The following is a 19,032-nucleotide window of genomic DNA, read 5'->3' on the forward strand; positions in this document are numbered from 1 at the left end:
AAGTAACACCTTATAATCTCTATATCTCAATCAGCTATTGTGTACGCGCCTTGCGTCACACTCTTTTTTTAAAGAGGCGTTTATCCTGCGCCGTTTGCGCCGGGCCGTTTCTTTAAATTTCCTCTGTTCATAGTCGGATATCAGACGCCGCGGGCTTATTTCCCGTTGGTATACGTATGCACCCGCAGAAATTGTCTAAGCTGTTTCCTAACGGGTCATCAGTCAGAAGAAGGTGATGGAGAAGCTATGAGTTCATCGTGTATAGAAGATCTGAGCATCCAGGATAACCAGTGGTACCGTATCGCGCACGAAATGCTCGGTCTGGCCGGTATCGAAATCAACGGATCGCGCCCTTTCGATATTCAGGTTAAAAATCCCGAATTCTTTAAACGCGTTTTGCAGCAAGGGTCACTGGGCCTGGGCGAAAGCTATATGGACGGTTGGTGGGAGTGCGAGCGGCTGGATATGTTCTTTCAGCGCGTGGTCAGCGCCGGGCTGGAGAAGAAACTCCCCCACCACCTGAAAGATACCCTGCGTATCGCCGCCGCGCGCTTGACCAATCTGCAATCGAAAAAGCGCGCCTGGATCGTCGGCAAAGAGCATTACGATCTTGGCAACGATCTGTTTACCCTGATGCTCGATCCTTACATGCAATATTCCTGCGGCTACTGGAAAGACGCCACCACGCTGGAGGAAGCGCAGGAAGCCAAGCTGCGGATGATCTGCGAGAAACTGCAGCTGCAGCCGGGCATGCGTTTGCTGGACATCGGCTGCGGCTGGGGCGGCCTTTCCGCCTATGCGGCGAAAAATTACGGCGTGTCGGTGGTCGGCGTGACCATTTCCGCCGAACAGCAGAAGCTGGCTCAGGCGCGCTGCGCCGGGCTGGATGTGCAGATCCTGTTGCAGGATTATCGCGATCTGCATCAGCAGTTCGATCGCATTGTGTCCGTTGGCATGTTCGAGCATGTCGGGCCGAAAAACTACCGCACCTATTTCGACGTGGTGGAGCGCAATCTGGCGCCGCACGGCCTGTTCCTGCTGCACACCATCGGCTCCAACAAGACCGACATGAACGTCGATCCCTGGATCAACAAATATATCTTCCCGAACGGCTGCCTGCCCTCCGTGAGACATATCGCCGAGGCCAGCGAAGGCCATTTCGTGATGGAAGACTGGCACAACATCGGCGCCGACTACGATCGCACGCTGATGGCCTGGTTCGAGCGCTTCAAACAGGCGTGGCCGCAGCTCGCCGAGCGCTATTCCGAGCGCTTCGAACGGATGTTCAGCTATTATCTGAACGCCTGCGCCGGCGCGTTCCGGGCGCGCGATCTGCAGCTATGGCAGGTGGTGTTCAGCCCGAAAGGCGTGGAAGGCGGCATCCGCGTCGCACGCTGAACGCTCCCCCTAATAAAAAAAGCCCCGGCAACCTCATCGCCGGGGCTTTTTTGTTCTTTCTAACCAGGCGGCTTAGCCGCAGTAAACGCGGATGATTTTATCGTCGCTGTCGCCAAGGAAGTTCAGGCGGCGCAGGTTGAAATCCATGGTGACGGCAGAGTTGTACGGAATCGCTCGCACCTTGGCGTCGATCCGCACGCCTTCCAACGAGGTCATCGGTTTGCCGACGAAGTTTTGATACTGCGATGCGCCACAGGTATCGTCCGCATCGGCCATTTGAGCGCCAGCGCCCTGCTCAGGCGAACTGCTGCAGGCGCTCAGCGCCAGCAACGCGGTTAACAACAACGTTTTCCCATAAAACTTCACGCGTTTCTCCTCTCTGCTTATGATTCGATGCCGGCGGTCACGCCAGAATCGCTGTCAGTCTTTGTGCGCCGGCGCCATCGCCGCGGCCAACGTCACTTCCCGATTGGCCAGCACGCGCTCGACGGTGTCCACCACCGCCTGCGTTTGCGGATCGATCTCGATGTTCACCTTGTCGCCGAGGCGTTTCTTACCCAGCGTGGTGCGATCCAGCGTTTCCGGGATCAGGTGCACGCAGAAACGGTTATTCACCACTTCACCGATGGTCAGGCTAATGCCGTCGATGCCGATGAAACCTTTGTGCAGCACATATTTCATCAATTCCGCATTCGGCATGCGCAGCCATACCTGGCGGTTATTTTCCGAGGTATAAATTTTGGCCACTTCCGCCGTGCAGATAATATGGCCGGACATCAAATGACCGCCAATTTCATCATTGAATTTCGCCGCGCGCTCGATATTGACGATGTCGCCCAGCGCCAGATCGCCGAGGTTGGTCAGGCGCAGCGTTTCCTTGATCAAATCAAAGCTGACGCGGTTGCCTTCTACCGCGGTGACGGTCAGGCAGCAGCCGTTATGCGCCACCGACGCGCCCAGCTCCAGCCCCGGCAGCAGCTCGGCAGGCATTTCGATCACGTGGGTGCGGAAATTGGGTTTCTCATCAATGGCGACCAACGGCGCGGTGCCTTGTACGATACCGGTGAACATATGTGCCTCTTCTTGCTAAATAGGTTAAAACGCTACCGGCAGTTTGCCCCAGTTGGCGCTGAAAACCAAATCCGCGGCGGCAAAAAACGAATGGCTGCGCATTTAATAACTCTTTATCTGCGGCGTTTGCTTAACGGCGCCGAGCAGGTACAATCTTTTTGACAAAATTCCGCTATTTTAATTGTTGTCCTCTCGCGGCAGCCCTCCCTCCCACATATATAAATAGAAAAGGTGTATGCGTGCAGAAGTACTTAATTGAAGCGCGTAGTTTATTGGCTCTCGCTATCCCGGTCATCATCGCGCAAATATCGCAAACCGCCATGGGCGTGGTGGATACCATCATGGCCGGCGCTTACAGCGCCACCGACATGGCGGCGGTGGCGGTCGGCACCTCGATCTGGCTGCCGGCCATTTTGTTCGGCCACGGCCTGCTGCTGGCGCTGACCCCGGTGATCGCCCAGCTCAACGGCGCCGGCCGTCGCGATCGCATCGCCCATCAGGTGCGTCAGGGCTTCTGGCTGGCCTCCGGCGTGTCCGTGCTGTTGATCGTCGTGCTGTATAACTGCAAGTTCGTCATCGACATGATGCACAACATCGATCCGCAGTTGGCGGATAAAGCCGTCGGTTATCTACACGCCATCATGTGGGGGGCGCCGGGTTACCTGTTCTTCCAGGTGATGCGCAACCAGTGTGAAGGGCTGTCCAAAACCAAGCCCGGCATGGTGATCGGCTTCCTCGGCCTGCTGGTGAATATCCCGATCAACTACATCTTTATCTACGGCAAGTTCGGCATGCCGGAGTTGGGTGGCGTCGGCTGCGGCGTCGCCACCGGCAGCGTCTACTGGATCATGTTCCTGATGATGCGCTGGTACGTGAAGCGCGCGCCGTCGCAGCGCGACATCAAGCGACAGGCAGGCGATCTCGGCAGCCCGGACTGGGCGGCGCTGAAGCGCCTGATCGGCATCGGCATGCCGGTGGCGCTGGCGCTGTTCTTCGAAGTCACGCTGTTCGCGGTGGTGGCGCTGTTGGTTTCGCCGCTCGGGATCGTCGCGGTCGCCGGCCACCAGATCGCGCTTAACTTCAGCGCGCTGATGTTCGTGCTGCCGCTGTCGCTGGGCGTCGGCGCCACCATCCGCGTCGGTTATCGTCTGGGGGAAGGTTCGGTCGAAGGCGCGCGCGTCGCCGCTTACTCCGCCATCGGCGTCGGTATCACCATGGCCGTTTGCACCGCGCTGTTTACCGCCACTTTCCGCGAACCGATCGCCCTGCTGTACAACGACAGCCCGGCGGTGGTGGCGATGGCCTCGCAGTTGATGCTGCTGGCGGCGCTGTACCAGATCTCGGATTCGGTCCAGGTGATCGGCAGCGGCGTGCTGCGCGGTTATAAAGATACCCGCGCGATCTTCTTCATCACCTTTATCGCTTATTGGGTGTTGGGCCTGCCGAGCGGCTATCTGCTGGCGTTAACCGATGCGGTGGTGCCGGCGATGGGGCCAAGCGGTTTCTGGATCGGCTTTATCATCGGCCTGACCTTCGCCGCCATCATGATGGCGCTGCGCATGCGCTGGCTGCAGAAACAGCCGACCGCCGTCATTCTGCAGCGATCCACGCGCTGAACCCGCGCCCGGCCGGTTTCCTCCCCGGCCGGGTCGCGGTTTGCGGAAAAAAACGCCGGACTGCGCACAACCTCAGCAATCGCGTGAAATACCGAATAAAATTGCGCTTTTCCCCTTGCCAGCACGCAGGTAGCTCGTTAATATTCGTCCCCGCTGTCAGCCATGACAGACAGGAAAAGATGCGTCCGTAGCTCAGTTGGTTAGAGCACCACCTTGACATGGTGGGGGTCGGTGGTTCGAGTCCACTCGGACGCACCAAATTCCAGAAGCAGTACAGTGCGTCCGTAGCTCAGTTGGTTAGAGCACCACCTTGACATGGTGGGGGTCGGTGGTTCGAGTCCACTCGGACGCACCAAATTTCAGAAGCAGCGCAGTGCGTCCGTAGCTCAGTTGGTTAGAGCACCACCTTGACATGGTGGGGGTCGGTGGTTCGAGTCCACTCGGACGCACCATATTGCTGATTCATCTCTTCCCCTATCGCGTTATACTTCCCGTTGTTTCGTCTCTGCCCGACCGTTCGATTTTTCATGTCGATTGCGCCGAACTACCGCCATCAGCCATCAGGAACGCCACATGACCACCTTCACCGCCAAAACCGCCTTTTTACCGCTCGACAATGGCCTTGCCCGCCGTGAAGGCGTGATGAGCGACGGTTCGCCGGCGGCGGAAGTGCGTTTCGAGGCCGGCGCCTTCGGCCAACTGCAAAAGCCCGCGCACGCGCGGCAAACCCGGGTGATATCCGGCGAATTCGAGTTCACCCTCGGCGGCGACACCCGGATAGTACGTGCCGGCGAGAGCCTAACCCTGCCGGCCAACGTCGCCAGCGGCTGCTTCTGCCTGAGCGCTGGCGTGCTGCTGGAAATCCCGCAAACGCGCTAAGCCATATTTACAGCAAGGTTATTTGCGCAACAAGCGGTGCGCAACGCGTTGCATTTGCGCCACATTTGCCCCCGTTTTGACATATCCGCCACACCGCCGCGGTTTTTTATTTTGTTTCCCGCCGCTTAGCCTTTATAATGCGCAACGTCTATCAGTTGAATGGTTTCAGCCCTTGATCTGCGAAAACGCAATAACAACACGATGTGATCTCACCCCGTTGCGCAGCATCTCCGCGCCCCCGCGCGGGCTGAATTTTTCCGCCCCACTTCAACTGTCGTCACCTATCCTTAACTATGTTTTTCACCACCAGGCACGGCTCAAATTCCCTATCGGCGTAAACAACGCCGGTCAAATTCGTTTTTTTATCCATCACAACTTGTAGAAAACTCCGCCATGAAAAAGACCAAAATTGTTTGTACCATCGGTCCAAAAACCGAATCGGAAGAAATGCTGACCAACCTGCTTAATGCGGGCATGAACGTGATGCGTCTCAACTTCTCTCACGGCGACTATGAAGAGCACGGCAACCGCATCAAGAACATGCGCGCCGTGATGGCGAAAACCGGTATCAACGCCGGCATCCTGCTGGATACCAAAGGCCCGGAAATTCGCACCATGAAACTGGAAGGCGGTAAAGACGCCTCGCTGGTCGCCGGCCAAACCTTCACCTTCACCACCGACCAGAGCGTGATCGGCAACAGCGATCGCGTAGCGGTCACCTACGCCGGCTTCGCCGCCGACCTGAAGATCGGCAACACCGTGCTGGTTGACGACGGCCTGATCGGCATGGAAGTCACCAACGTGACCGAGAACGAAGTCATTTGCAAGGTGCTGAACAACGGCGACCTGGGCGAGAACAAGGGCGTCAACCTGCCGGGCGTGTCCATCCAGCTGCCTGCTCTGGCCGAAAAAGACAAACGCGACCTGATCTTCGGCTGCGAGCAAGGCGTCGACTTCGTGGCGGCGTCCTTCATCCGCAAACGCTCCGATGTGCTGGAGATCCGCGAGCACCTGAAAGCCCACGGCGGCGAGCAGATCCAGATCATCTCCAAGATCGAAAACCAGGAAGGCCTGAACAACTTCGACGAAATCCTCGAAGCGTCCGATGGCATCATGGTTGCCCGTGGCGATCTGGGCGTCGAGATCCCGGTAGAAGAAGTGATCTTCGCCCAGAAGATGATGATCGAGAAATGCAACCGCGCGCGTAAAGTGGTCATCACCGCCACCCAGATGCTCGATTCCATGATCAAAAACCCGCGTCCTACCCGCGCGGAAGCCGGCGACGTCGCCAACGCCATCCTGGACGGCACCGATGCCGTCATGCTGTCCGGCGAGAGCGCCAAGGGCAAATACCCGCTGGAAGCGGTCAACATCATGGCGACCATCTGCGAGCGCACCGATCGCGTGATGCCTAGCCGCATCGACTCCCTGAACGATCGCCGCAAGCTGCGCATCACCGAAGCGGTGTGCCGCGGCGCGGTTGAAACCGCCGAGAAACTGGACGCGCCGCTGATCGTGGTCGCCACCAGCGGCGGCAAATCGGCGAAATCCGTGCGTAAATACTTCCCGAACGCGGTGATCCTGGCGCTGACCACCAATGAAACTACCGCGCATCAGCTGGTGCTGAGCAAAGGCGTCATTCCGCAGATGGTCAAGGAAATCGCCTCTACCGACGACTTCTACCGCATCGGTAAAGAAGCCGCCCTGGCCAGCGGCCTGGCGCAGAAAGGCGACGTCGTGGTGATGGTTTCCGGCGCGCTGGTGCCAAGCGGCACCACCAACACGGCCTCGGTACACGTGCTGTAATATAAAACGTGACATAATTGTCTTGATCAAAACGCCGCTTTGCGGCGTTTTTTTTATCAGCAGTAAACTATTTTTCTCAAAACGCAACCGCGATCCGCTCATTATTTAGCTAATAAAGAATCGGAGTAGTCCCATGGAAGCCGGCTGTTTTCCCTCGTTTTTTTAACTAATTTGTAAAACCAGATGCAAGTTTGAGCGAACGATCAAAATAAAGCACCTCAACACTAAAAAATTATTCTCTTTCGAAAAAAGTTTGTGTAATACTTGTAACGCTACATGGAGATTAACTCAATCTAGAGGGTGTTATAATGAATCGTACTAAACTGGTACTGGGCGCGGTAATCCTGGGTTCCACTCTGCTGGCTGGCTGCTCTAGCAACGCTAAAATCGATCAACTGTCTTCTGACGTTCAGACTCTGAACGCTAAAGTTGATCAGCTGAGCAACGACGTGAACGCAATGCGTTCTGACGTTCAAGCTGCTAAAGACGACGCAGCACGCGCTAACCAGCGTCTGGACAACCAAGCTCACGCTTACAAAAAGTAAGATAGCTTTGGTTATTGAAAACGGCGCACATTGTGCGCCGTTTTTTTTTGTCTGTCCGTCAGCACTGGATGTTGCCTGCACGGCAGGCAAAAAAAAGAGGTTCAGCACGCACGCTGAACCCCTCTTCGACCGCTCAATCCTGCAAACTTAGTTCACCGAACTGATTGGCGCTGCCTTGAATGGGCTCTTATTCGCCGCAGGAGCCGCTGCAGGCGTCAAACTCACCGCCGACGGGCTCTCCCCTACGTTGACCAGCACCGGCATGCCAGAACGGCGTACAACCGCGCTATCGAATACGGCGCGATCGGTTTGCCCATCGGCCGCAAAGGCTTTCTCCGCTTTAGACAACGCGATCGGCATGGTCTGCGGATCATCACTTTCTACCCGCGACAGCGGCTGGTGCACTTCCACATAGCGTTTGCCGTCCGGCTCGACGGAAATCTTCACCGGATCGTTGATCACTTGCACCCGCGTGCCGCGCGGCACCATGTTGAACAGCGCCTCGATGTCCGTCGGACGCAGACGAATGCAGCCGGAGCTGACGCGCATGCCAATACCGAAGTTGGCGTTGGTGCCGTGGATCAGGTATTCACCGCGCCCCATCGCCAGACGCAGGGCGAACAGCCCCATCGGGTTTTCAGGGCCGGCCGGCACCACCGCAGGCAACGTCACGCCCTGGGATTGATAGCGCTTGCGGATGTTGGCGGTGGGCGTCCAGGTCGGATTAGGGATCTTCTGGCTGATGGAGGTCACCTCCAGCGGCGTGTGCATCCCGGTCTGGCCGATGCCGATCGGATAGACGATCACTTTGTTCTCGCCTTTCGGGTAGTAATAAAGGCGCAGCTCGGCCAGGTTGACGATGATCCCTTCACGCTTGGTGTCAGGCAGCAGCATTTGGGTCGGAATGGTCAGCACCGTACCCGGCTTGGGCAGGAACGGGTCAGTGCCGGGGTTGGCTTCCAGCATGCCCAGCAGACCGATCTTGTAGTCAGCGGCGATGGCTTCCAGCGGGCGGCCGTCGTTTGGCACGGTATAAGTGGTGTTTTCGCCGATCAGACGGCTGTCCGGCGGCGGCAGCGGGTACTCGGTCGCACTGGCGGCCTGCGTGCCGGCCAATACGGTGGCGAAGACCATGCCCATTAAACTCAACGCACGTTTCATTATCATCCCTATATTTTTTATGACGGTTCGCCCACAAGGCTAACGAGCGCCTGGTGGTGGGTAAATCAGACAATACCTGATTAATACTAGCAACGCTGGTATCAAAGGCAATAAGTCCTCTAAAAATCAACACGTTATAACGTAATCGCCGTCATTGATTGTCAACGAAACGTCAACAGATAAGCTGCTGAAATATCACTGAATTGGGCGCGTTGTTCGGGGGAAAACCGTGAATTGTAAAGACTCATTGACAAAGCGAAGATATCAATGAGTCTTGAGGATGAGGGCGTTATAGGTCAGGCCAGCTGCGCCGCTTTACTGCGAATGGCGCGGATCATCGCCTCCAGCCCCTGTGAGCGCGAAGGCGTCAGATGTTGGCTGAGCGCCAGCTCGGTGAAAAACGGCCGCACATCGAGATCGACGATCTGCTGCGGCGTCAATTGACGATAAAGAATGAACACCACCGCCAGCAGCCCTTTGACGATCGCCGCGTCGCTGTCGCCGTGAAACTCGACCTGCCCCTGCTCATCGCGGCGCATCACGATCCACACCTGGCTCTGACAGCCGGAGATCAGGTTGCCGGCCTGCCGCTCGGCCTCGTCCAGCGGCGGCAATTTGGCGCCGAGTTCAATCACGTACAGGTATTTCTCCTCCCAGTTCAGACAGCGGGAGAAATTACGCACCAATTTATCTTTGTCCGGCAAATTCGCCATGGGGATCCTTTTGTACGCCGGGGACGCGCCCCGGCCTAGCCTAATAGCTGATGAATGCGTTGCAGCCCGGCCACCAGCCGGTCCACCTCTTCGCGGGTATTATATAACGCCAGCGAAGCGCGGCACATGCTCGGCACCTGATAAAACGCCATCAGCGGCATCGCGCAGTGATGGCCGGTGCGAATGGCGATACCGTACTGATCGAGGAAGCTGCCGACGTCATAGGCGTGGTGTTCCCCCAAATTAAAGGCGATCACCCCAGCGCGATGCGCCGGACCATAGATTTTCAGCGTTGGCACCTGCTTGAGCGCCTCGAGCGCGTAATGCATCAGCGACTGTTCATAATCGTGGATCGCATTCAGGCTCAAAGCTTCGACGTAATCAAACGCCGCGCCCAACCCCATGATGCCGGCGGTGTTCGGCGAACCGGCCTCGAAGCGCCACGGCGGATCGGCGAAGGTGGTGCCCGCCGTCAGGCTGACCTGCCGGATCATCGAGCCGCCCCCTTCCCACGGCGGCATCTGCTGCAACAACGCCTGGCGGCCATACAGCATGCCGATGCCGGAAGGGCCATACAGCTTATGGCCGGAAAACACGTAGAAATCGCAGTCCAGCGCCTGGACATCGACGCGCTGGTGCATCACCGCCTGCGCGCCGTCCACCAGCACCGTCAGATCCGGCGCCAGGGTTCTGGCGCGGGCGATGATGTCGCGCACCGGGTTGACGGTGCCCAGCACGTTGGAGACCTCGGTCAGCGCCAGCAGTTTGCAGGACGCGTCGACCAGTTCCGGCAACCGCGCCAGATCCAGTGTGCCGTCCGGCTGCAGCGGCCACACCCGCAGCTGCAACCCACGCTCTTGCGCCAGTATCTGCCACGGCACGATGTTGGCGTGGTGCTCCATCTCGGTGATGAGAATCGCATCGCCCGGCTGCAGCAGGTGGCGGCCAAAGCTGTTGGCCACCAGGTTGATGCCTTCGGTGGTGCCCTTGACGAACACCATCTCTTCCGCCGAGGCGGCATTGATAAAGCGCGCCGCCTGTTCCCGCACCGCTTCCATCTGCTGAGTCGCCTCGGCGCTCAGGGTATGGATGCCGCGATGCACCGCCGCATAACCGTGGCGGTAGAACTCCAGCTCACGGTCGATCACCGCCTGCGGTTTCTGCGCGCTGGCGGCGCTGTCGAGATAGGCCAGCGGTTGGCCGTTCACCTCACGCGCCAACAGCGGGAAATCGCCGCGTACGCGTTCAATCGGATAACTCATGCAGCCTCCCCCGGCAGGCGCTGGGCGATGCGAGCCAGCACCCGTTCCCGGATGGTGTCGTTGGCGATGCCTTCGGTCAGCTCGGCGGCGAAGGCGAAGATGATCATCTGCTGCGCCGCGTGCTTGTCGATGCCACGCGACTGCAGATAGAACAGCTGCTCTTCATCGATGCGCCCCACGGTGGCGCCGTGGCTGCACTTGACGTCGTCTGCGTAGATCTCCAGCTGCGGCTTGGTATCCACTTCTGCCACCTTGCCCAACAGCAGGTTATGGTTGGTCATCTGGCCGTCGGTTTTGATCGCGTGCTTGGCCACTTTGATCATGCCGTTGAACACCGCCTTGCCGCGATCGCTGACCACGGTTTTATGCAGCTGCCGGCTTTCGCAATAGCCCTTGTTGTGCTCCAGATAGGTGCGGGTGTCGCAAATCTCTTTGCCCACCGGCAGCACCAGGCTGTTGATCACCAGATTCGCGCCTTCGCCGTTCAACTGCGCGCTGGTGTTGTGCCGCGTCAGGCCGGCGCCCAGCAGGAAGCTGTCGCTTTTCACCCGCGCGTCGCGGCCGATAACCAGATCGTTGTGGGCAAAGTGGTAGCTTGGCTGGCTCTCAAACGCCAGCTTGCAGTGCAACAGCCCGGCGTTGTCCGCCACATTGGCGGTCAGGCGCGCGCCGGTGAAGTGTGCGGCCTCGCCCAGGCTGACGTAGTGTTCGATCACTTCCGCCTCAGCCCCGCGCCCGATCTCCAGATGATGGCGGTGATGCACGGTGTTCACTTCCCCGGCTGCGCCGCGTCCGCTGCTGATGTGCAGCAGATACAGCGGGCGTGCAGGGATCTTGCCGGCCGGCAAGCGAATCAGGCTGGTTTCCTGCGCCAGGCTTTCGGTCAGGTGCAGAAAAATCTCCGGCTGGATCGGCTCCGGCAACGCCTGAGGCGTGCCATAGGCGGTCAACTCGAACTGGTAATCGCCCAAGTCGCCATCGCTCAGCGCGGCGCTGTAGCGGCCGTCGATAAACACCAGCCGACAGGCATCGATGCCGAGCGCCAGCGCATCGAGCTGCTCTGCGCTCACCGGGGCGGGCTGCGGTTCGAGGAATTGCTGCTCCAGCAGGCTCTCCAGCGGCGTGTATTTCCAGTTTTCATGCTTGCGCGTCGGCCAGCCGAGGCGCAGCGCCTGCTGCCAGTGCGCCAGCGCATGCGGCGAACGCTCGCCGCCGCGGCCTTCGAACAGGCGATACAGCTGCTGCAGCGCGTTTGAATTACTGTTGGTCGGTAAGCCAGCCATAGCCCTGCTCCTCCAACTGTTTCACCAGCGAGAAATCACCGGATTTGACGATGCGCCCCTGCGACAGTACGTGTACGTAATCCGGCTGGATATAGTCCAGAATGCGCTGGTAGTGGGTGACGATGATAAAGGCGCGCTTGCCGTCCCGCAGCGAGTTGACGCCGTTGGCGACGATCTTGAGCGCATCGATGTCCAGGCCGGAGTCGGTTTCATCGAGAATGCACAGATCCGGTTCCAGCGCCGCCATCTGCAGAATGTCGTTGCGTTTTTTCTCGCCGCCGGAGAAGCCGACGTTGACCGAACGGGTCAACAGATCGGCCGGCATGTCCAGCAGCGCGATTTTCTCTTCGATGAAATCGGCGAAGTCAAAGCGATCCAGTGGCTCCTGTTCGCGGTATTTGCGCACCGCGTTGACCGATGTCTGCAGGAAGAAGTGGTTGCTGACGCCGGGGATCTCCACCGGGTACTGGAAGGCCAGAAACACGCCCTCGCCCGCGCGATCTTCCGGATCCAGCTCCAGCAGATCCTTGCCTTTGAAGGTGACTTCCCCTTCGGTCACTTCATATTCTTCACGCCCGGCCAACGTGGCGGACAGCGTGCTCTTGCCCGAGCCGTTCGGCCCCATGATGGCGTGCACTTCGCCCGGTTTGATCTCCAGATCCAATCCCTTGAGGATCTCGTTGCCTTCCACGCTGACTTTCAAATTCTTGATGCTTAACATGCTGTGTCCTCAGATAGCGCCGACGGCGCTAAAAATGCGGCGATTAACCCACGCTGTGTTCCAGGCTGATGGCCAGAAGTTTTTGCGCCTCGACGGCGAACTCCAGCGGCAGCTCGGAGAAAACGTCCTTGCAGAAACCGTTGACGATCATCGAAATGGCGTCATCCTCGCTGATGCCGCGCTGCAGGCAGTAGAACAGCTGGTCATCGCCGATCTTCGAGGTGGTGGCTTCGTGCTCCAGCTGCGCGCTGTTGTTGCGCGCTTCAACGTAAGGGAACGTGTGGGCGCCGCTGTCCGGCCCGATCAGCATCGAGTCGCACTGGGTAAAATTACGGGCGTTTTCCGCCCCCGGCAGGATTTTCACCAGGCCGCGATAGGTGTTCTCGCTGTGGCCGGCGGAGATGCCTTTGGCGATGATGGTCGACTTGGTGTTTTTGCCGATGTGGATCATCTTGGTGCCGGTATCCGCCTGCTGATGGCCGCTGGTCAGCGCCACCGAGAAGAATTCGCCGATCGAGTTATCGCCCTGCAAAATCACGCTCGGGTATTTCCAGGTGATGGCCGAGCCGGTTTCCGACTGGGTCCAGGACATTTTCGAACCGGCGCCTTCGCACAGCGCGCGCTTGGTGACGAAGTTGAGGATACCGCCCTTGCTCTCGCCGCCGGAGAACCAGTTTTGCACCGTCGAGTATTTCACTTCGGCGTCTTTATGCAGGATCACTTCCACCACCGCCGCATGCAGCTGGTAGCTGTCGCGCACCGGGGCGGAACAGCCTTCGATATAGCTGACGTAGCTGCCTTCGTCGGCGATCAGGATAGTGCGCTCGAACTGGCCGGTTTTGGCGGCATTGATGCGGAAATAGGTCGACAGCTCCATCGGGCAGCGCACGCCTTTCGGCACATAGACGAAGGTGCCGTCGGAGGCCACCGCGGCGTTCAGCGCAGCGAAGAAGTTATCGTTGGACGGCACTACGCGCCCCAGGTACTGACGCACCAGATCCGGGTATTCCTGGATCGCTTCGCCGAACGAGCAGAAGATCACCCCGCTCTCCGCCAGTTTTTCACGGTAGGTGGTGGCGACCGAGACCGAGTCGAAGATGGCGTCCACCGCCACCTCGCTGCCCTCGCGCACCGGCACGCCGAGCTGGTTGAACGCCAGCTCCACTTCGCTGGTCAGGTAATCTTTTTCCGTCGCCGCGCCCGGTTGCTGCTCGGCGCCGGGTTGCGAACCGCAGGCATCGTCGCAGCTGCCGCAGGACGGCGCCGAATAGTAACTGTAGTCCTGGTAGTTCAGGCGTTCGTAATTGGCCTTCAGCCAGTGCGGCTCCTCCATCTGCAGCCAGGCGCGGTAGGCCTCGAGGCGGAATTCCAGCATCCACTCGGGTTCGTTGCGCTTGGCCGAGATGGCGCGCACCACCTCTTCGTTGATGCCTTTGGCCAACTCATCGGTTGCCAGCTGGGTGAAGAAACCTTCTTTGTAGCGACCTTCGCTGACCCAAGCCTGCACTTCATTAGGCATTTCTACATTGCTTCGTGTCATGTTGATTGCATCGCTCAAACGCCAAAGCTCTCGCCGCACCCGCAGGCATGCTGAGCTTTAGGGTTGTTGAATTTGAATATCTGATTCAGCCCTTCGCGGACGTAATCTACCGTGGTGCCATCGATGAACGGCATGGCCTTCAGCGGCACGTAGAGTTTGGCGCCGTCGCGCTCAAACAGCAGATCGTCATCGGCGGGTTCGCGGGTCAGATCCAGCACATAGGCAAAGCCGGCGCAGCCGGATTGTTTCACCCCTAGCTGCAGCCCTTTCACCTGCGGATCCTGCTGCATCAGTTTGGTTATTTGTCGTACGGCGCTGTCGCTGAGCGAAATGCCTTGCCAGACATTTTCATCCAGAGAAAAAGTGCCGACATTTTCCGTTTGCATAGGGTCTACCTCACACTCGTGTTTGGCCACAGCCAATCTGGGTTGCTTATATGTTAGTGATAACGATTATCACTTCAACCGTTTGTTTTGCGGGGGTATCCGCCGCGAGCGCGGTTTTTCGCTGCGGCGTGCGGCAAGCCAGCGGGACATCCGTGGCGGCTTGCGGCGTCTGGCGGCAAGGTGTACATGCTATCCCTATGAATTTGTTCTTTATCCTGCATCACCGTACCGCACTCCCCGGTGGCCCGTCAGCGTTACAGCGCCGCGGTGCATTGCCGATCTAAACATTCATAGAAAATACCTATTTCTGCATTCTGTCTGTCGTAAATGTGCGTTTATCGGCATTTCGTGGCGCAGCGCAAGCGCGCACCCTCAGGTTAAAGTTTAGTCGCTCAGGCTCAAGTTGGGTCGTCGGCAGCCTTTTACACCTCACGCAATGAAAAAACGCCACGCCGGGGATTGATCGGCAACGCGGCAGTTTATATGATAATGATTATCATTCAATTGTAATTTGAGCGCGAAGCCAATGACTCTTTCGATCAACGCATGGTTGCTGGGCAAGATTGATGACTACAAATTCAGCGTGCGCGACGCCACGGTGGACTTTTACATGGCCGAAGCGGCGCTACGGCGCCCGGAATGCAATATCGACCACCTGAAGCGGTACAACAGCGTCAGCCTTACCATGGCCAATCTGTGTCTGGAGAACGGTGACGACGACAGCTACCTGCACGCGCTCAGCAAGCTGCACAACCGGCTGATCGTCGAGATCAACAATCCGCAGCGTTGCCAGCTGTTTCGGGTGCAAAGTTACCACTTCGCGCGCCATACGCTGACGCTGATCTGCCAAAAATACGCAATGGAAGGCACCTGGGAGAAGGCGAACGCGTTTCAGAAGGACTTCGTCAAACGCGTGCCGTTTCAACTGTAAAGCGAAAGGCTCCGCAGGCCGAGCGCCTGCGGAAACCGGCGGGGATCAGTCGATGACCGCCGTGGTCAGACGCGAAGTGCAGCACAGCCGATCGCGCGCGTCGAAGATCTCGATTTGCCATACTTGATGACGGCGGCCAACGTGCAGCGCGCGGCACACCCCGCGCACCTGGCCATCGAACACCGCGCGCAGGTGGTTGGCGTTGATCTCCAGCCCCACCACTTTCTGCTCGCCCTCACTGCACAGGTAACCGGCCATCGATCCCATCGATTCCGCCAGCACCACCGACGCCCCGCCGTGCAACAGCCCGAACGGCTGCCGGGTGCGGCCATCGACCGGCATGGTGGCCTCGAGGAAATCCTCGCCCAGCTGGGTAAACTCGATGCCCACATGGCTGACCATGCAGCCGTCACCGGCGCGGTTCAGCTGCTCCAGCGACGTTTCACGTTTCCACAATTTCACTCAATCATCTCCAGAAGTGCCTGTAATGGGTGGCGCACGCCATTGCCCTCGATGCGTTTCACCTGGCTGCGGCAGGAATAGCCGGTCGCCAGGCAGCGCTGCCGCGGCAAACGCTGTAGCGTCGGATGCCATGATAGCTCATAAATGCCGAGCGAGTTTTGCAGGTTCTTGGCTTCATGGCCGTAAGTGCCCGCCATGCCGCAGCAGCCGACGCTGACGTTCTCCAGTTTGGCGCCGAAGCGGGCGAAGATCGCCGCCCATTGTTGGCCGCTGGCCGGCAGCGCGGTGGTTTCGGTGCAGTGGCCGAACAGATACCACGGCTCGCCGGTCGCCGGCTGTTCGGCGCGATCCGCGATCCGCTGCTGCAGCCATTCATGCACCAGCTGCACCTGGAAATCGCCGCGCTCGGCGCCGAGGATCTCGCGGTATTCGTCGCGGTAACACAGCACCAGCGCCGGATCGACGCCCACCAGCGGCATGCCGAGCTGCGCCACGCGGTTGAGAAAATCGGCGGTTTTGCGCGCGGTGCGGGCAAACCGCGTCAGGAAACCTTTCACATGCTGCGCCTTGCCGTTCGGCGAGAACGGCAGCAGCACCGGTTTATAACCGAGCTTCTCCACCAGCCGGACAAAGTCCGCCACCACTTTGGCGTCGTAATAGCTGGTGAACGGATCCTGGACGATCAACACGTGTTCTGCCCGCTGCTCGGCGCTCAGCCCTTCCAGCTGCTCCAGCGTCAGCGTGGTCGCGCGGTGGCCGGACAGCTGCTGACGCAGCGTCGGGCTGGACAACAGCGGCAGATCGACCATGCCGATGGCGTTGCGGCTCATCTCTCGCAGCCACGGCTGGCGGAAGAAGAAGTTGAACACCTTCGGCGCGCGGGCCATCAATGGGGTATAGCTCTCTACGCCGGCGACCATGTAGTCACTCACCGGGCGCAGATAGCGGGTGTGGTAGAGCTGCAGGAAGCGCGAACGGAACCCCGGCACGTCAATTTTGATCGGGCACTGGGTGGAACAGGCCTTGCAGGCCAGACAGCCAGACATCGCCTCTTTCACTTCGTGCGAAAAGTCGTACTCGCCCTTGCCGGCATGCCAGCTGTTGCGGGTTTTCTCGATTAGACCGCGCAAGCTGAGGCGCTGCTGCGGCAGCTGTTTCTCCAGCGCCAACGGATCGACGCCTTGCTCGGCCAACAGACGCAGCCACTCGCGCACCAGCGTCGCCCGCCCTTTCGGCGAATGAATGCGGTTGCCGCTGATCTTCATCGACGGGCACATCGGGCTGCGCACGTCGAAGTTGAAGCACAGGCCGTTGCCGTTACACTCCAGTGCGCCGCGGAACGAGGTGCGCACCTCGACCGGGATCTGGCGATCGAAGGTGCCGCGTTTGACCGCGTCAACCTGCATCATCGGCGCATCGACCGCCAGCGGCGAACAGATCTTGCCTGGGTTCAGGCGATTATCCGGATCGAACGCCGCCTTGATGCGGCGCAGCTCTTCATACAGCGTTTCCCCGAAGAATTCAGGGCTGTATTCCGCGCGGAACCCCTTGCCGTGCTCTCCCCACAGCAGGCCGCCGTATTTGGCGGTCAGCGCCACCACCCGATCGGAGATCTGCTTCATCAGCACTTCCTGCTGCGGGTCGCACATGTCAAGCGCCGGGCGCACGTGCAGCACCCCGGCGTCGACGTGGCCAAACATGCCATAGCTCAGATTGTGGTCATCGAGCAGTTGCCGAAATTCGACGATATAGTCCGCCAGATGTTGCGGCGGCACACAGGTGTCCTCGGCGAACGGAATCGGCTTGGCACGCCCTTTGGCGTTGCCCAGCAGCCCGACCGCCTTCTTGCGCATGTTGTAAATGCGCTCGATGCCAGCCAGATCGCCGCAGATCTGGTAGCCGATCACGCCGCCCTGCCGCTGCGCGATCAATTCGTCCAGCCGTTGGCACAGGGCTTCCATCTGGCCGTCGATCAGCGCCCGATCGTCGCCGGCGAACTCGACGATGTTCAGCCCGAGCATCTCTTTATCCGGCACGTCGGCGATCAGTTCGTTCACCGAGTGCCAAACAATGTCTTCACGCGCCAGGTTCAGCACCTTGGAATCGATGGTTTCCACCGACAGCGCCTTGGCCTCGACCATAAAGGGCGCATTGCGCAGCGCAGAGTCAAAGGAGTCGTACTTCACGTTGACCAGGCGGCGCACTTTCGGCAGCGGCGTGATGTCCAGCCGCGCCTCGGTGATAAACGCCAGCGTGCCCTCGGCGCCGGTCAGAATGCGCGTCAAATCGAAGGTCTGCAGATCGTCGCTCAGCACGTGGCGCAGATCGTAACCGGTGAGGAAGCGGTTGAGCTTGGGGAATTTCTCCAGGATCAGCGCGCGCTGCTCGCGGCAGCGGTTGAGCACCGTGCGGTAGATGCGCCCTTCGGCGGTCTCTTCCTGAGCAATCGTTTCCGCCAGCGCTGTCGGCATGGCGCGGGTATCGATCATCTCGCCGCCCAGCAGCACCGCCCGCAGGCCCAACACGTGATCGGAGGTTTTGCCGTACACCAGCGAGCCCTGGCCGGAAGCATCGGTGTTGATCATGCCCCCCAGCGTGGCGCGGTTGCTGGTGGACAGTTCCGGCGAGAAGAAGTAGCCGAACGGCCGCAGGTATTGATTCAGCTGATCCTTGATCACGCCGGCTTCGACTTTCACCCAGCCTTGTTCGACGTTGATCTCCAGAATGCGGTTCATGTGGCGCGACATATCGACCACGATGCCGGTATTGAGCGACTGGCCGTTGGTGCCGGTGCCGCCGCCGCGCGGGCTGAAGGTCAGCGTATTGAAGCGCTCTTCTCCGGCCAGACGGGCGATCAGCGCCACATCGGCGGTGGAACGGGGGAACACCACCGCATCGGGCAGCAGCTGATAGATACTGTTGTCGGTGGCCATCGTCAGCCGGTCGGCATAGCTGGTGGCGGTATCGCCGTTGAATCCGTTTAGCTTCAGTGCTTCCAAAAAGTCGAGCACCCGTTGAACGAGGCCGGGCGCCTGAGAAATCTGTGGGATCATTCGCTTTTTTGACCCTGTCCGTCTATTTTTTATGCGCTGATGTACGCTGAATCGGGCCTTTAATTCAGACCCACCCTATTTTTTAGTGACACTAAAAACTAACATACTCGTTTAGTGAAGGCATTCACATTATTACCGCCCTGCGAGCGCCGCCACAGGCGGCCGCCCGGCGGTGATAAACCGACCGACAGGCACCCCGATTCGC

17 protein-coding genes and 3 tRNA genes are annotated in these 19,032 nt (G+C 59.1%); 9 read left to right on the plus strand and 11 right to left on the minus strand.

The genetic code is table 11. From position 1 onward, the window contains the following. Positions 1–246 precede the first annotated feature (246 nt). Positions 247–1,398: a cyclopropane fatty acyl phospholipid synthase gene (gene cfa, locus CRO23_RS13095; RefSeq protein WP_004931341.1), complete on the plus strand. Its 1,152-nt coding sequence runs from the start codon at positions 247–249 to the stop codon at positions 1,396–1,398. Positions 1,399–1,470: 72 nt separating this feature from the next. Here cfa and CRO23_RS13100 read toward each other — a convergent pair whose 3' ends face one another. Continuing rightward, positions 1,471–1,764 (minus strand): I78 family peptidase inhibitor, encoded by a 294-nt coding sequence (locus CRO23_RS13100; RefSeq protein WP_016927929.1) that lies wholly within the window; start codon positions 1,762–1,764, stop codon positions 1,471–1,473. A gap of 54 nt (positions 1,765–1,818) precedes the next feature. Further along, a complete protein-coding gene (locus CRO23_RS13105; protein ID WP_097102152.1) occupies positions 1,819–2,469 on the minus strand; it encodes a riboflavin synthase subunit alpha in 651 nt (216 codons plus the stop codon). 239 nt (positions 2,470–2,708) lie between these two features. Between CRO23_RS13105 and CRO23_RS13110 the strand changes: the two genes are divergently transcribed. The 7 genes from CRO23_RS13110 to CRO23_RS13140 all read left to right on the plus strand — a co-directional run bounded on the left by CRO23_RS13110 (position 2,709) and on the right by CRO23_RS13140 (position 7,315). Beyond that, complete coding sequence (locus tag CRO23_RS13110; RefSeq protein ID WP_028128174.1) at positions 2,709–4,085, plus strand: MATE family efflux transporter; 1,377 nt, start codon at positions 2,709–2,711, stop codon at positions 4,083–4,085. A gap of 181 nt (positions 4,086–4,266) precedes the next feature. Beyond that, a tRNA-Val gene (locus CRO23_RS13115) sits at positions 4,267–4,343 on the plus strand. A gap of 20 nt (positions 4,344–4,363) precedes the next feature. Beyond that, positions 4,364–4,440 (plus strand) — tRNA-Val (locus CRO23_RS13120). A 20-nt stretch (positions 4,441–4,460) separates the two neighbouring features. Then, positions 4,461–4,537, plus strand: a tRNA-Val gene (locus CRO23_RS13125). Between the two features lie 121 nt (positions 4,538–4,658). Continuing rightward, complete coding sequence (locus CRO23_RS13130; RefSeq protein ID WP_016927932.1) at positions 4,659–4,964, plus strand: hypothetical protein; 306 nt, start codon at positions 4,659–4,661, stop codon at positions 4,962–4,964. Positions 4,965–5,357: 393 nt separating this feature from the next. After that, a complete protein-coding gene (gene pykF, locus CRO23_RS13135) occupies positions 5,358–6,770 on the plus strand; it encodes a pyruvate kinase PykF (RefSeq protein ID WP_016927933.1) in 1,413 nt (470 codons plus the stop codon). 308 nt (positions 6,771–7,078) lie between these two features. Further along, on the plus strand, positions 7,079–7,315 hold the full coding sequence (locus CRO23_RS13140) for a major outer membrane lipoprotein (RefSeq protein ID WP_004931354.1): 237 nt from the start codon (positions 7,079–7,081) through the stop codon (positions 7,313–7,315). A 147-nt stretch (positions 7,316–7,462) separates the two neighbouring features. Here the strand turns inward: CRO23_RS13140 and CRO23_RS13145 are convergent, their stop codons facing one another. The 7 genes from CRO23_RS13145 to sufA form a co-directional block, all read right to left on the minus strand. Then, positions 7,463–8,476 carry a L,D-transpeptidase family protein gene (locus tag CRO23_RS13145; RefSeq protein ID WP_004931356.1) on the minus strand — a complete coding sequence of 338 codons (1,014 nt, stop codon included), beginning with the start codon at positions 8,474–8,476 and terminating at the stop codon, positions 7,463–7,465. A gap of 296 nt (positions 8,477–8,772) precedes the next feature. Then, positions 8,773–9,189: a cysteine desulfuration protein SufE gene (sufE, locus tag CRO23_RS13150; protein WP_004931358.1), complete on the minus strand. Its 417-nt coding sequence runs from the start codon at positions 9,187–9,189 to the stop codon at positions 8,773–8,775. 35 nt (positions 9,190–9,224) lie between these two features. After that, positions 9,225–10,451 (minus strand): cysteine desulfurase SufS, encoded by a 1,227-nt coding sequence (gene sufS / locus CRO23_RS13155; protein ID WP_016927935.1) that lies wholly within the window; start codon positions 10,449–10,451, stop codon positions 9,225–9,227. Next, a complete protein-coding gene (gene sufD / locus CRO23_RS13160; RefSeq protein ID WP_004931361.1) occupies positions 10,448–11,734 on the minus strand; it encodes a Fe-S cluster assembly protein SufD in 1,287 nt (428 codons plus the stop codon). Before sufD ends, sufS begins: the two co-directional genes overlap by 4 nt. Then, entirely contained in the window at positions 11,709–12,455 is a 747-nt protein-coding gene (gene sufC, locus CRO23_RS13165) for a Fe-S cluster assembly ATPase SufC (protein ID WP_016927936.1), read from the minus strand. Before sufC ends, sufD begins: the two co-directional genes overlap by 26 nt. A 43-nt stretch (positions 12,456–12,498) precedes the next feature. Continuing rightward, positions 12,499–13,995 (minus strand): Fe-S cluster assembly protein SufB, encoded by a 1,497-nt coding sequence (sufB, locus tag CRO23_RS13170; protein WP_025302644.1) that lies wholly within the window; start codon positions 13,993–13,995, stop codon positions 12,499–12,501. A gap of 14 nt (positions 13,996–14,009) precedes the next feature. Next, positions 14,010–14,381: a Fe-S cluster assembly scaffold SufA gene (gene sufA / locus CRO23_RS13175; RefSeq protein WP_004931368.1), complete on the minus strand. Its 372-nt coding sequence runs from the start codon at positions 14,379–14,381 to the stop codon at positions 14,010–14,012. A 526-nt stretch (positions 14,382–14,907) separates the two neighbouring features. Between sufA and CRO23_RS13180 the strand changes: the two genes are divergently transcribed. Beyond that, positions 14,908–15,312, plus strand: coding sequence for a hypothetical protein (locus CRO23_RS13180; protein ID WP_004931369.1), 405 nt, complete (start codon positions 14,908–14,910; stop codon positions 15,310–15,312). A gap of 45 nt (positions 15,313–15,357) precedes the next feature. Here CRO23_RS13180 and menI read toward each other — a convergent pair whose 3' ends face one another. Both menI and ydiJ read right to left on the minus strand, forming a co-directional pair. Further along, positions 15,358–15,774 carry a 1,4-dihydroxy-2-naphthoyl-CoA hydrolase gene (menI, locus tag CRO23_RS13185; protein WP_016927938.1) on the minus strand — a complete coding sequence of 139 codons (417 nt, stop codon included), beginning with the start codon at positions 15,772–15,774 and terminating at the stop codon, positions 15,358–15,360. Beyond that, the gene (ydiJ, locus tag CRO23_RS13190; RefSeq protein WP_097102154.1) at positions 15,771–18,827 is read right to left on the minus strand and encodes a D-2-hydroxyglutarate dehydrogenase YdiJ; all 3,057 of its coding nucleotides are present in this window, start codon (positions 18,825–18,827) and stop codon (positions 15,771–15,773) included. Before ydiJ ends, menI begins: the two co-directional genes overlap by 4 nt. Between the last annotated feature and the right edge of the window lie 205 nt (positions 18,828–19,032).

It is taken from the genome of Serratia sp. JKS296, assembly GCF_900215445.1.
In the GTDB taxonomy this organism is placed as follows: Bacteria; Pseudomonadota; Gammaproteobacteria; order Enterobacterales; family Enterobacteriaceae; genus Serratia; species Serratia marcescens.